General features: G+C 32.3%; 14 protein-coding genes. 10 read left to right on the top strand and 4 right to left on the bottom strand.

The annotated features are described in order from the left end of the window. Nucleotide 1: 1 nt before the first annotated feature. From FA045_RS06505 to FA045_RS06475, 7 genes are all read left to right on the top strand, one after another. Nucleotides 2-367 carry a cytochrome C oxidase subunit IV family protein gene (locus FA045_RS06505; protein ID WP_136875695.1) on the top strand — a complete coding sequence of 122 codons (366 nt, stop codon included), beginning with the start codon at nt 2-4 and terminating at the stop codon, nt 365-367. Then, nucleotides 367-1,074, top strand: coding sequence for an SCO family protein (locus FA045_RS06500; protein WP_136875693.1), 708 nt, complete (start codon nt 367-369; stop codon nt 1,072-1,074). Before FA045_RS06505 ends, FA045_RS06500 begins: the two co-directional genes overlap by 1 nt. 29 nt (nt 1,075-1,103) lie before the next feature. Further along, entirely contained in the window at nt 1,104-1,640 is a 537-nt protein-coding gene (locus tag FA045_RS06495; RefSeq protein ID WP_136875691.1) for a DUF420 domain-containing protein, read from the top strand. Nucleotides 1,641-1,688: 48 nt separating this feature from the next. Beyond that, complete coding sequence (locus FA045_RS06490; RefSeq protein ID WP_225871293.1) at nt 1,689-2,000, top strand: hypothetical protein; 312 nt, start codon at nt 1,689-1,691, stop codon at nt 1,998-2,000. Nucleotides 2,001-2,024: 24 nt separating this feature from the next. Next, on the top strand, nt 2,025-2,423 hold the full coding sequence (locus FA045_RS06485; RefSeq protein WP_136875689.1) for a DUF983 domain-containing protein: 399 nt from the start codon (nt 2,025-2,027) through the stop codon (nt 2,421-2,423). Nucleotides 2,424-2,489: 66 nt separating this feature from the next. Further along, a complete protein-coding gene (locus tag FA045_RS06480; RefSeq protein ID WP_136875687.1) occupies nt 2,490-3,161 on the top strand; it encodes a DUF2461 domain-containing protein in 672 nt (223 codons plus the stop codon). A 74-nt stretch (nt 3,162-3,235) separates the two neighbouring features. Continuing rightward, complete coding sequence (locus tag FA045_RS06475; RefSeq protein ID WP_136875685.1) at nt 3,236-4,078, top strand: OmpA/MotB family protein; 843 nt, start codon at nt 3,236-3,238, stop codon at nt 4,076-4,078. 330 nt (nt 4,079-4,408) lie between these two features. On the opposite strand, the gene FA045_RS06470 is transcribed toward FA045_RS06475, so the two are convergent. Continuing rightward, nucleotides 4,409-4,708 carry a DUF4286 family protein gene (locus tag FA045_RS06470; RefSeq protein WP_136875683.1) on the bottom strand — a complete coding sequence of 100 codons (300 nt, stop codon included), beginning with the start codon at nt 4,706-4,708 and terminating at the stop codon, nt 4,409-4,411. Between the two features lie 52 nt (nt 4,709-4,760). After that, a complete protein-coding gene (locus tag FA045_RS06465; RefSeq protein WP_136875681.1) occupies nt 4,761-6,569 on the bottom strand; it encodes a tetratricopeptide repeat protein in 1,809 nt (602 codons plus the stop codon). A gap of 224 nt (nt 6,570-6,793) precedes the next feature. On the opposite strand from FA045_RS06465, the gene FA045_RS06460 reads away from it, so the two are divergent. The 3 genes from FA045_RS06460 (at nt 6,794) to FA045_RS06450 (ending at nt 11,141) form a co-directional block, all read left to right on the top strand. Further along, entirely contained in the window at nt 6,794-8,686 is a 1,893-nt protein-coding gene (locus tag FA045_RS06460) for a S9 family peptidase (RefSeq protein ID WP_136875679.1), read from the top strand. 14 nt (nt 8,687-8,700) lie between these two features. Continuing rightward, nucleotides 8,701-10,371: a sensor histidine kinase gene (locus FA045_RS06455; RefSeq protein WP_136875677.1), complete on the top strand. Its 1,671-nt coding sequence runs from the start codon at nt 8,701-8,703 to the stop codon at nt 10,369-10,371. An 80-nt stretch (nt 10,372-10,451) separates the two neighbouring features. Beyond that, nucleotides 10,452-11,141, top strand: a complete 690-nt coding sequence (locus tag FA045_RS06450; protein ID WP_136875675.1) for a response regulator transcription factor — start codon at nt 10,452-10,454, stop codon at nt 11,139-11,141. 71 nt (nt 11,142-11,212) lie between these two features. Here the strand turns inward: FA045_RS06450 and FA045_RS06445 are convergent, their stop codons facing one another. Further along, complete coding sequence (locus tag FA045_RS06445; RefSeq protein ID WP_136875673.1) at nt 11,213-12,094, bottom strand: UbiA prenyltransferase family protein; 882 nt, start codon at nt 12,092-12,094, stop codon at nt 11,213-11,215. A gap of 91 nt (nt 12,095-12,185) precedes the next feature. After that, on the bottom strand, nt 12,186-13,445 hold the full coding sequence (locus tag FA045_RS06440) for a metallophosphoesterase (protein WP_136875671.1): 1,260 nt from the start codon (nt 13,443-13,445) through the stop codon (nt 12,186-12,188). Nucleotides 13,446-13,499 lie beyond the last annotated feature (54 nt).

Here is a 13,499-nt window from a genome sequence, read left to right as displayed (position 1 = left end):
TATGTCAGAGCATAACATACATACATCAGAAGAACATGGTCACGGCGAGCACGGAGACATGTCTAAAGGAAGAATTTGGAAAGTATTTTTCATCTTATTATTTATTACTGTAATTGAGTTTATAATAGCACTTTGGATTAAGCCAGCTGGTTACTTTGGTGATCATGCCTTATTAATTGGTAATACACTTTATATTGCTTTAACATTATTAAAAGCATATTATATTGTTGCTTACTTTATGCACTTAAAATTCGAGAAATTAGGATTGCAATTATCGCTGTCAGTTTCTTTTATATTTATTATTTACTTTATAGTTTTGATGCTTATTGAAGGCGGTTATTTGCATGAGCACATGCCAAACATTTAATGAAACATCATCCATTAAAAAAAATATTAATCCTGGTAGCCATTTTAGCGGTACCGGGATTTTTATATTATTTACTACAAGAAAAAGGTAAAAATAGATACAGACCATTAGCCATTTATGGCGAAAAAACAGTTGCAAAAACTTTTCATAGTGTAAGAGGTAAACAAATACCAGATACTATTTATCATAAGATTCAGGATTTTAATTTAATTAATCAGGAAGGGAAATCTATTAGCTGGGATACCTATAAAGGAAAGGTTGTTTTGCTAAACCTCTTTTATACAACTGGTAAAAATTTCGGAGTGGATTACGCAAATAAGGCTATGGCTGGATTTGCTAATTTATACGAAAAGAATAAGATGATGCACTTTGTTAGTCTGAGCATCGATCCTGTAAATGACAGTCCACAGATATTGGCTGGCTATGCAAAAAGACTTCAAGCAAATTCGTTAAAGTGGGATTTGCTTACTGGTGATAGTACAGGAGTAAATAAATTAATCAAAAATGGCTTTTTATTAGATGCCTTAAAAAGTACGAAAAACGGAGAACCAGTTTTTACGTATAGTAATATGTTTGTACTTGTTGATACGCAACATAGAATAAGAGGTTTTTATGAAGCAACTAGCCAAGAAGCATTATCAAAACTAGATGATGAGATTAAAGTTTTGATTGCTGAAGAGTTGCGAAATATGCGTGATGGCAGATAGTAGAGAGAAGTAAATTTATCAAATTGAATATGAATTCGTCAGTTGAAAAAAAATATAATATTTGGATTATTGTTTTGTCTATTGCTATCCCATTGGTTGTAGCCGTTTTATTTGGTGTAAATTTAAGAGATTTGGGTTATGATGTTAAGCCATTAACATTTTTGCCACCGATATATGCCACTACAAATGGATTAACGGCAATTGTTTTAGTGTTGGCAGTTAATGCCATTAAAAATGGTAAAAGAAAGCTGCATGAAAACTTGATGAAATTTGCGATTTTACTTTCCATTCTGTTTTTGGGTATGTACGTGGCTTATCACATGACCTCAGATTCTACAAAGTTTGGTGGCGAAGGGGCAATTAAGTACATCTATTATTTCATTTTAATCACGCATATTCTCTTGTCGATTATCATTATCCCATTTGTATTGGTAACCTATGTTAGGGCTTTGGCTGAGCGATTTGATAAACATAAAAAGCTAGCTAAAATTACTTTTCCAATGTGGTTATATGTAGCGGTAACTGGCGTAATTGTTTATTTGATGATCTCGCCGTATTATAGTTAGTTAATTATAGATAGGATATTAAACCCTCACTATTAATGAGGTTTTTTTATGACACAAATTTTAAAACTCTACACAAAATTTATCATTACCTTTGTGCTAATGTTTAAGAAAATTCTATTTATCTTATTTATTTTGGTTGCTACAACAGCAGTAGCGCCAGAGGTTAAAGCACAATGTTCTATGTGTACCATTAGCGCCGAGCAAGGCACAAAAAATGGCAATACGCAAGGCAAAGGGCTAAATTCTGGTATTTTGTATCTTTTGGCAATTCCTTATTTGCTAATTACAGGCATTGGCATATTATGGTACAGAAATTACCGTAAGAAAATCTCATCGCCTGCTTTAACTACCAATAACTAGTTCAATTCTATTCACTTTCATACTATGCAGAAAACATCTAAGTTGTATGCCATAGTAAATGGTAAATGTCCGCACTGCAGACGAGGTGATATTTTTACTGGCAATACCTATGGATTTAACATTCAGCGAACCAATACTAAATGTGGGCATTGTAACCAAAGGTTTGAGATAGAACCGGGGTACTTTTATGCAGCAATGTATGTAAGTTATGCAATGAATATGATAGAAATGATTAGTATGGGTTTCGTCACTTATTATTTATCTGGCGGAAGATTGGATTTTGATTCAGTTTGGCTATACGTTGCTGTTATATTTTTAACTTCACTTTTGTTATCACCTTTTAATTATCGATATTCACGTATCATCTTATTGCATCTATTATCGCCGAAAATAAAGTATAATGCAGCCTATGATGAACCATAGTCTGTTATCTGTTTTCAAGTGGCAGCTTTGCAACAATCAAGCAATCTAACTATACAACAATTAACCATGCTAAAAAAAGAAACCATCAATTTTTTAAATCTTGTAGCGGCAAATAACAATAGAGAATGGTTCGCAGCAAATAAAAATCTTCATGAAGAGGCAAAGGAAGATTTGTTTCCCTTTATCGCAAAGCTGATTAAAGAACTCTCGGCAATTGATCCTCAATATTCATCAGCTACTGAACCAAAAAAAGCTTTAATGCGCATTTATCGCGATGTTAGATTTAGCAAAAATAAAGATCCTTACAAAAAGAATTTCGGAATCGCATTTGATGTAAAAGGGTATGGGCCAAATACGCCTAGTTACTATTTACATATACAACCGGCTAATTGCTTTTTTGGAGTTGGTTTTTGGCAGCCAGAAGCATCAGTTTTGAAACAAATTAGAGAAGAAATTGATTATAGTTCGGAAGAGTTTTTAAAGGTTATCAAAGAAGAAAAGTTTAATAAAACTTATAAACTAAGTGATGAAGACAAACTAAAAAAAGCGCCGAAAGGTTATGAAATCGATCATCCGCAAATAGATTTTTTAAAATTAAAAAGCTTTATAGCTATTTATCCAATACCAGAATCAGAATTTTTAAAACCAACAATAGTTGATAAGTTAATAAATGCTTTTGTTGCAGTACAACCTTTTGTGCTATTTTTGAGAAAAGCTACTGATGCGAATGTTGATTAAACTTAAATCAACTAAAATAATACCAGTTGTATTTATTCGTTATCAAAGCACAAATAAACCATAAATAACCATACATGAAAAACCTATTTTTCGCTTTTGCTCTTTTTTTATTCGTAACCTCAATTAGTTCTTGCGTAATTTTATCTCCCAAAAAATACAAAGCTTTATTAGCTAAACAAGATTCATTAAACACAGGGTGGAATGAATCTCAAATAAATAATGAGAGTTTAGATACTAGAATAGCCCGTTTAAGAACAGATACAGCCAATTTAAATAGTCAATTGATTGATTTAAGAGAGAAGTACGAAGCAATGGATGCAAATTATGCAAAATTGAGAAGTAACAGCTCTACAGAAATCAACAAATTATCTGAAGATTTAAAAAAACGCGAACAACGTTTAAATGAAGTTGAAGAGATTTTAAGAAAAAGAGATGCGGCTACCAATCAGCTGAAAGCTAAGTTGCAAGATGCTTTATTAGGCTTTACTAAAAATGGCTTAACGGTAGAAATTAAAAATGGTAAAGTATATGTTTCTCTTACAGATAAGTTACTATTCCCATCTGGCAGTATCATTATTGATGAAAAGGGAAAGCAAGCTTTAACACAATTAGCGGCAGTTTTAAAACAACAACCAGAAATAAATATTGCTGTAGAAGGTCATACTGACTCTCAAAAAATAAATAACCTAGGGCAAATTAAAGATAACTGGGATTTGAGCGTGTTGCGCTCTACATCGGTTGTTCGCTTTTTAACTGATGAGCAAAAAGTAGAAAGCGTTAGAATGACCGCTACAGGTAAAGGGCAGTTTCAGCCATTAGGAGAAAATGCAACTGCCGAAGGAAGAAGTAAAAACCGTAGAATTGAAATTGTACTATCACCTAAATTAGATGAATTGTACGATTTGATAAAACAATAAGCTATTTGTCATTCCTTAATTCGTCCTGCTGTCCCGAATGTTCGGGATCTGCATCTTTCTGCTAAGTGCTTTATAGCACAGGAGGTCGTATCAAAAGTTAAAACCAAATTATTAAAACAAAATCTAACTTTTTTAAAAGAAATAATTTAAAATTATTTTTTATTCTTTGTCAGTCTGAGCGTAGTCGAAGACCTTATAATTCGCTTCGGCTACGCTCAGCGTGACATTCTATAGAATTAAATTTGGTTAGATTTTAATAAAATGACTTCTGATACAGCCTCGACAAAATTTATTTAAGAGATGCTTCGCGAAACACGAAATGACAAAATATTAAACAAATTCCATTAAAGTTCTAAAAGCAACTAATCTGTTTTCGAACTTGCTTTGCAAATCAGCTTGTAAAGCTGGGGCATAAATTTCTTGATATTCGTTATAGTCCGAAAGATTTTCGGCAACATATTGTACACAATAAGTTACGCCTTCGTTAGGAGAATCTAGCACTTTTAATAATCTATTAGAAACAAATTTTTCGGTGGCCATTACCTCTGGAATATGAATTTCTTGCATCCACTGCAACCATTCATCTGCAGCCGCATCTTCTATAATAATTGTAACATTGTATAATAACATGGTACAAAGATAAATTTATTTTGCAAAGTTATTTTTGGCTCAAACTATAATGTTAAATACCAACATTGTCTCCTCGTATATTTCTAAATCTTTTTCGAGCTTCAGCATTAAACATACTTCCCGCAAAATCTGTCATTAATTTTTGATAAAGGTTTTTAGCTTCTTCGGGCTTATTTAATTTCTTCTCCATTAAATCTGCCAAAGTAAATAAAGCATCATCCATCCAAATACTTTCAGTATGGTTGGCAATAATATCCTTTAACATTTTTACAGCAAGATCTATCTCACTTGTTTTAAGATAAATTTTAGACTTCGCCATAATCACATCATCTGTTAGGCTATTTTTTGGATAGGCAATAGCAATACTGTCTAATTTAATTAAAGCGTTGGCAGATAAATTCATGAATTGAAGCATTTCGGCATCGGCATACATTTGTAGGGCTAAGCTATCGTTGGTATTTTGCAAATTATCTGAAATTAGCAGGCTTAAGTTAATGGCATCATTGGCAATAAGTTGTGTTGTTCCGGCTTTTAATACATCTGCCTGAGATTTTGCATATTCAAAATTACCTTGATAAAAAGAAAGTTTTGCTGATTTAAATTTGGCTTCGTTACCAATTGCCTGGTTTTCGAACTGTTTAGCAACTTGTTCGTATATTAAAATCGCCTCCCATGGTTGCTTGGTTAAAATGTAAATATCACCTAAATCTAATTTATTTTGGCCAATATCAAGTTGTGAAATTTGGGGTACTAATAACCCTTGCTCTAAAGTTAATTCTGCTTTTTTTAAATCATTAAGATGATAAGCTTTTAGGTAAGCTAATTTTCTTAATGCAAAAAGCGTCTGTCTACTTTTTCCATATTGTGTAAGTATAGCCTCATAATCATCAGCCAATTGCTGAATTTGTTGTTTTTCAAACTTCCCTGCAATTACCAATTCATATTTTACATTTACCAATTCTGCTTTAGCTGGCAAATACAGTTCATTCTCAGCTCCTTTGGTTAACAGATATTCGTAGGCTTTTATAGCTGTTGTGTAAGCTTTGTTGGCTACAAAAACATTAGCCGTATTGTAAATTAAACTTCCGTCGCCTTTGGTTCGCTTATCTTGTGCAATTAATTGTCTTAGCGCCATCTCATATTCTTGCTGTTGTATAAATTGCCAAATCAATAATTCGTTATAAGCCTCTACATCTGGTGTTTTCTGTAATTTTTTAAGCAAGGCTGATTGCAGCAATTGATAATCGTTTCTATCTTCAAAAACAGAAGCTAATATATTTTGAGCCTGAGGCAAAAGCATAGGTTCATTAGCCAGCGCATTAATATATTCTTGAATTAAAGCTTGTTTGTCTTTTTTAAAGCGATAAATGCTCAGTAACTCATAAACAAACATTTTGTCATCATCAAAAACTTTTCTGGCTTGCAAAAAAACCAAAATCGCTTTGTCGTAGGCTTCAATTCTGTAAAAACTATTTGCTAAATCTCTAAATCTATTTTCGTCTTTTGGCGTGCTATTAATTGCTTCTTGAAAAATTTTATCAGCTTCTGCAGCTCGTCCATTTTCTTGTAAAACTCTGCCAAGGGCGATAGCATAATTTTGTTTTGCAGGATATTGCTTAATGAGTTTTTTAAGCATACTTTCTGCCTCATTATATTTTTTTATTTTAATGAGCGATGTAAAATATAAATCGAAGTAAGCATCGTTTTTTGTTTTATTGAAAAGCTTTTCTAATAATACAACAGCTTTTTCATAATCTGCCTGTTGGTAATATTGAAAAGCCAAAGCTTCATCAACATTATCTTGTGCAAATAAAGTAATGCTAAAAGTGTAACAAAATACAATCAATAATAATTTTTTCATTTGTGGTAGAAAGTAAGCTGATTATAAATCTAATCAAATTTTTAGCCCATTAACTATTCGCTAAAATAACGAAAATTCATTGTGCGTATTCTAATTGTTACGGATATTCTGTTTTAAAATAATCACAATGTTGCTACATTGACACTCCGTAGTAGGTTTGGTTAAGTAACAATATTAATGATTACTTACTTTGCCAAATAGGGTTGCTTATTTTTGCATGGTATATGACGGTTGAGAAAAAATATATTTGGTTGGTGCTTTTGGCATTCTTTTTTGCTTGTAATACAGGTAATAAGGTTGCTGTTATCCCTGTTAACGATTTTTTTAAATCGCAGGATAAGGCTAGCTATCGTATATCGCCAGATGGCAAAAGCTTATCGTACTTAAAGTTACAAGATAAAAAACAGAACTTATTTGTTGAAGATATTGCCAGTGGTAAAATTGTACAGCTTACCAAACTGCAAGAAAAAAATATCAGTTTTCACTCTTGGGTAAGTAATGATGAATTGATTTATTACAAAGAAAAAGAAGGAGTTCGTTTCCAGTCTGATATATTTATTATTAATAGCGAAGGTAAAGATGAACGCCAACTAAGTAGCAATGCCAAAGCTAGAATAAGGGTTTTAGAAGATCAATTGATAGATAATAAGTTTTTGTTAGTGCTTTCTAATCAACGTGATTCTACCGTTTCTGATGTGTATAGATTAAATGTTAGAGATGGCGAAATGCAAATTGTAGCTCAAAATCCGGGTAATATTACCAATTGGATGACTGATAGTAAAGGCAAATTAAGAATGGCTATTTCTAGCGATGGTGTAAATGAAACCTTTTTATATCGTGAAAACGAAGCTCAAAAATTTAAAGCTATCATTACAAATAACTTTAAAACTACCTTATTTCCTGTTGCTTTTTCAGAAAACAAACCAAATATTGTTTATGCAGTTTCTGATGTAAATAGGGATAAAAATGCATTGATTGAATTAGATTGTATAACGGGAAAAGAAAAAAGTGTACTATTTGCAAACGATACTTTAAATGTTGTAGATGCCCAGTATTCAAGAAGAAAAGGAAAAATGGAGTATGTTGTTGGAGAGACATGGAAAAAGCAAAAACATTACTTGGATGATACTGCAAAACTATTTTATGAAAAACTAGATAAATTATTGCCTAAAACCGAATACCGAGTAATTGATAGAGATAAGAACGAAAATGTTTTTGTAATTCGGACATTTACTGATAGAAATCCGGGTTCATATTATTTGTATATCGCTGCAACTGGCAAACTAAAAAAACTATCTGATAATAATTCTGCCATAAACGAAGATCAGATGTGCGAAATGAAGCCCATCAGTTATACTTCCAGAGACGGCTTAAAAATCAATGGTTATTTAACGCTACCCTTAAATACTGATGCAAAAAACCTTCCACTAATTGTGCTGCCACATAATGGCCCTGGACAAAGGAATACTTGGGGATATAATGCAGAAGTGCAGTTTTTTGCCAATAGAGGGTATGCCGTAATGCAAATTAATTACCGTGGATCTACTGGTTACGGAAAGAATTTTTATGCTGCTGGTTTTAAACAATGGGGTGGTAAAATACAAGATGATATTGATGATGGCGTAAAATGGTTGATCAATCAAAAAGTGGCAAATCCTAAAAAAATTGCCATTTATGGTAGCGGTTTTGGTGGATATATTGCTATGAGTGCTGCAATTAAAAGTCCGCAATTGTATAAGTGTGCTGCTTCTAATTCTGGGGTGTTAAATTTATTTAGCTATTTAAATTCAATTCCACCATTTTTAAAGTCTAATTTGCAGATGTTTTACGAAATTGTGGGCAATCCAATTACAGAGGCTGATTACATGAGTCAGGTTTCGCCATTGTTTCATGCTGATAAAATTAATATTCCTATTTTTATAACACAAAATATTAAAGATCCGCGTATCAATACAAATGATGCCCTAAGATTGGTAAAAGAACTTAAAAAGCGCAATGTGCCTGTAACTTACTTTGAAAAAGAAGATTCGCATTTTGTAAGTAAACGTGAAGAAAGTAGGCAAAAAGTTTATTCAGCCTTAGAGCAATTTTTGGATAATAATTTGAAAAAGAAATAACCAATCAATCTATAATGGTATCAGAAAAAGATAGTGGTTACCGTAAAAATTTCTCGCTGATTGTAACCTTTATCGGCTTAGTTTCTGCCATATTTATTCTTTCCCTGTTTTTAGCATATAAGTTTAGCAAAAAAAATATCGAAAATGATTTTGTATCGGCCAAAGCCAACGTTTTAGAAGAAAGTATTAAACCATACAATGATTTTTTCTTAAATAAGCTTCCAGAAATTTCTTTTTATAACGGCTATTTAGATTCTACTACAGCCTCAAAATTTGTTGACACCATACTTATCCAATATCCTTTTATTACCAAGGTTGTATTTTATGATACCGAAGTTAAAAATGAAAACTACTTTGATGATGGAATAAATCTAGGAAATTTTTCTGTAGGCATGAAAAATGTTTATCAATTTAGCAGTGTTGGGCGTGGGGAAAAAAGAAAAATTATTGGTCAAAGCCAAGTTAAAAACAATACAACTCTAGAAAATTTTAATACCGTTACGTTTAAACTTATCACCTTTGTTCAAAAGTTAGATACCACTATTGTTCCTAGTCAAGAAGAGCTTTTTAGTAATTTCACCAATATACAGTCTAATAGGATAGATTATTTTAATATCCCAAGTTTCGAAATTTTAAAGAATTACAAAAAGATGGTGATGAACAAACTGGAAGATGAGCCTGTTTATCAGCAGGATATGCTTTCTTTTGAGCTTGATCCGAATAAAATTAAAATCAATAATACAAGACCCTTACTTTACCAAAGTGTAAAAATTGTACCTGTTACTTATGATCCAATAGATACATCTTCTGAGTATGTTAGTGGTGAGATTACACTTGGTGGTCCTTTTTCAGATTATAAACTATTTTTCATTTCCTCAAAATCTTTTATTAAAAGCGAGATATTTAGCTATTTTTTACCCATTGCGGCATTACTGCTGTTTTTTTATGGTTTATTAATGCTGGTAGGTTTTTTAATTTACAGAAACTTAAACATCAACCATAAAATGTTTAAGCTACAATATGATTTTATAACCAATTTAACCCATGAATTTAAAACACCAGTAAGTGTAATTAAGATAGCGGGTAATAACATCAAAAGCGCAGCAAGCCTATCGTCAAAAGAACAACAAATGTATGGTCGGATTTTAGATGAAGAGGCAGATAAATTAAATGGATTAATGAATAAGTTATTGGCTTTTACGCAGATTGAAAATAAAGCAATTACTTTAAATCAAGATGAAGTTAATATGGAAGATTTTATAGAAAGTACCATAGAAGCACATACTTTAAAACATCCAGATTTTAATTTTACTTATGAGGTTACTGGGTTTAAAACATTTATTACCGATCCGGTGTTGCTAGGTAGCTTGTTTGATAATTTGGCAGAAAACGCCTATAAATATTCTCCTGTTGATCATAAAAAACTGCATATAACAGCCAGATTAATTAAAGATAGGATAGTTTTAAGATTTAAAGACGGAGGAATAGGCATTCCATCATCAGAAATTAATAATATCTTTAAGAAGTTTTACCGCATACAAAATAGATATAACCAAAATGGAAGTGTTGGCCTAGGTTTGGCTTTCTGTAAGGAACTTGTTAACTTTATGAACGGCGAAATATCAGTAAAAAGTGTGGTAGATAGAGGAACAGAATTTAAAATTGTATTACCTTATAATAATTGAAATGTTGTAATGTTTTAACGTTGTAATGTTGCTGGTCAACTTTCCAACTTTTCAACTTTCCAACCTTAAAACAAATAGATATGTCTAAAGGAATTAAAATACTAATAGTTGAAGACGATGAGAATTTACGTTTTTTAGTTGTTCATCGTTTACAAGCAGAAGCCTACGAGGTGCTCGAAAAAAGTGATGGTGCTACTGCGGTAGAGACCATTATGAACGAGAAACCAGACATCGTTTTGCTAGATTGGATGTTGCCTGGTAAAGAAGGTGCTGAGGTTTGCGAAGAAGTTCGTAAAAAAGGTTACGAAGGGTTAATTATCATGATGACTGCTAAAGCGCAGGATGTAGATAAAATTGATGCGTATAATTTTGGCGCATCAGACTACGTTACAAAACCTTTTAACATGGATGTTTTGGTAGCAATGTTAGATAGTAAAGTGAAGTTCTTGCTCAATAACGATCGTTCAGAAATTCATCGTTTCGGTAATATGGAGCATCATCCAAATATTCATACTTTGTTTCGTGATGGGAAGAAAATAGAATTAACCATTTTAGAAAATAGAATTTTGTTATACTTTTTGCGTAATCCTAATAAAGTTATCAATCGTGATGAATTAATGTTAGTGGTTTGGGGTTACAATTCTGATGTAAATACCCGAACTTTAGATATGCACATTGTTCGTTTGCGTAAAAAAATCGAGCTAAATCCAGATAATCCGCAATTATTGCAGACAGTAAGAGGTATTGGATATCGCTTTAATGCTGGGTAGTAGAAATGATTGAATTTTGAATGATTGAATTGCCAGATTGCAATATTCTATAATTCAATCATTCTCTCCTTCTAAATTAATTCTAAAATTGCTAAAATAACAAACTGCAAAATCATCATCCCATCTAAAAAAAGGAAATAGAAATACTCATTTCTTTTAAGGTTAGATTTAAAAATTAGCCAACCTGTAAGTATTAAGGTAAGTGCCAAACCCACAACATCGAGGTTAAACTCTTTGGTAAAAATTATTAAAAGTATAAAACATAACACTAAAAGAGCTTGGCAAAAAATCCAAGCTTTTTTTTCGCCTAACATCACCGGAATAGTTTTAAGCTCATAAAGTTTGTCCTGAAACAAATCTCTAATATCAAAAGGAATAGTGATTGCAGCGATGAATAAAAAGCGTTTGGCAACCAAAAGTAAAGTAGCACCTAATGTAATGGTTGTTAACCCTAGTTCGCTTTCTAGTTGTACAATTGGTAAAAGCACACAGCTTACCGACCACACAAAAGCAATTAAAAAAAGCTTAATGCCGGGCAGGTTTCTTAAACCTATTTTTTTATCATTTAACTTTAAAAATGGGAAATTATATGCCAAAGCAATGGCGCCAATAAAAGCCATTAACAGTTGAGATTGTATACTCAAATGCCATAATCCTAAGGGGATGATGCATAATGCAGCAATTAAAGTTATCGAGATGATTAAACGGTGATGAGCAAAAATCCACCTTACTCTTTTAAAGGGTGATTTTTCTGGCTCTTTAGGTTTAGTAAGCAACATGCTTAAGTTGTAAATCAACAAGGTTGAACAGAACAAAAGCATTAAAACATATTTATCTGGCGGAAGTTGGAGTAAGTGATAAGTAACTAAACCTTGCGCCACAGCACATAAGGCAACAAATAGATTGCTAAAAAGTAGAAAATCTAAACTAGCTAAAAATACCTTTTTAAACATTTTAAGTTGAAGTGACAGAATGATAGGATTTTGAATGATTGAATATCGCATGGCATTCTTTCATTCCATCCTTCTTTCATTCAAAATTAATCTAAGCTTTGCTTAATGTAAATATCGTTATTTCTGGCAACATACCAACTCTACCAGGATAACCTAAAAATCCATATCCAACATTAACATATAATTGTTGGTTTTGTTCTTGATACAATCCCGCCCATTCTTTATATAGGTATTGAACTGGGCTCCATTTAAATTCTTTTAATTTAACACCAAACTGCATCCCGTGGGTGTGGCCGCTAAACATAGCATCAATATCTTTATATTTTTCTAAAACTTCGCCACGCCAATGCGATGGATCATGAGATAGTAAAAGTTTTACTGGCAAGTCTTCAGTGTTTTGGTGAGCCAATTCCATTTTTCCGTATTTCGGAAATCGGCCCATGCCCCAGTTTTCTATTCCTAAAACTCCAATTTCTTCTCCATCAACTTTTAAACGTTTGTTTTCGTTCATTAACAAGTTCCAACCCATGTTTTTATGAGTGGTTACCATGTCTTGTAAATTTTTAACTTTTGCAGGTGTGCTTTCTCTTCCAAAATGATAATCGCCATAGTCATGGTTTCCTAGCGTAGAATAAACGCCTAATGGTGCTTTTACCTGCGAGAAAATATCTTGATATTCTCTCATTTCGTTGGTTAGGTTGTTTACTAAATCGCCTGTAAAAAACACGAAATCTGGTTTCTCTGCCATCAACATTTCAACACCACCTTTTACGGCCGTCTTGTTATAAAAACTACCAGAATGTACATCAGTTATTTGCGCCATGGTAATGCCATCAAAAGCTTTTGGTAGGTTGGGCAACACCAATTTTACTTTTCTCACTTGATAATCATAAGCGCCAGAAATAATGCCCCAACTTAAAGAAGTTAAAGGCACGGCAGCTGCTACCAAACCAGCTTTAATTAAAAACTCCGAACGACTAATTGGTTCCCCAGCAACAACCTCTTTAACTGGTTCTGTTGTTTTTTTATTTTTAAGTCTGCTTAGTTTAATAAAAACCCTTCTTAAATCATCAACCAGCAAAAATGGAAGCAACATAAATTTGCAAACCAAGGTTAAAAAGAAAGCTACTAAAATGATAGATTTTAACGATAGAAATAATACCGTTTTAAAATATACGGAGCAAAAAACTCCAATAATTAATAAAATAGTGTAACCCCAATAAGCAATTTTAAACCATTTTTTGGTATTTGGTTTCCAATTTTTAAAAACAGATAGAATTGCCTTATAGCAATAAAAATCGAAGGCTAATAAAATTAAAGTTATGATAGATAACGTAATGAACTGAGACATTATAAAGTTTTACTGTTTTAGATTAAAAAGTCTGAGAAAGTTACAACTTACCTA

Origin of the sequence: Pedobacter cryotolerans, from assembly GCF_005116475.1 — a bacterium.
GTDB lineage: Bacteria > Bacteroidota > Bacteroidia > Sphingobacteriales > Sphingobacteriaceae > Pedobacter > Pedobacter cryotolerans.
This window is presented reverse-complemented; position numbering and strand designations above follow the sequence as displayed.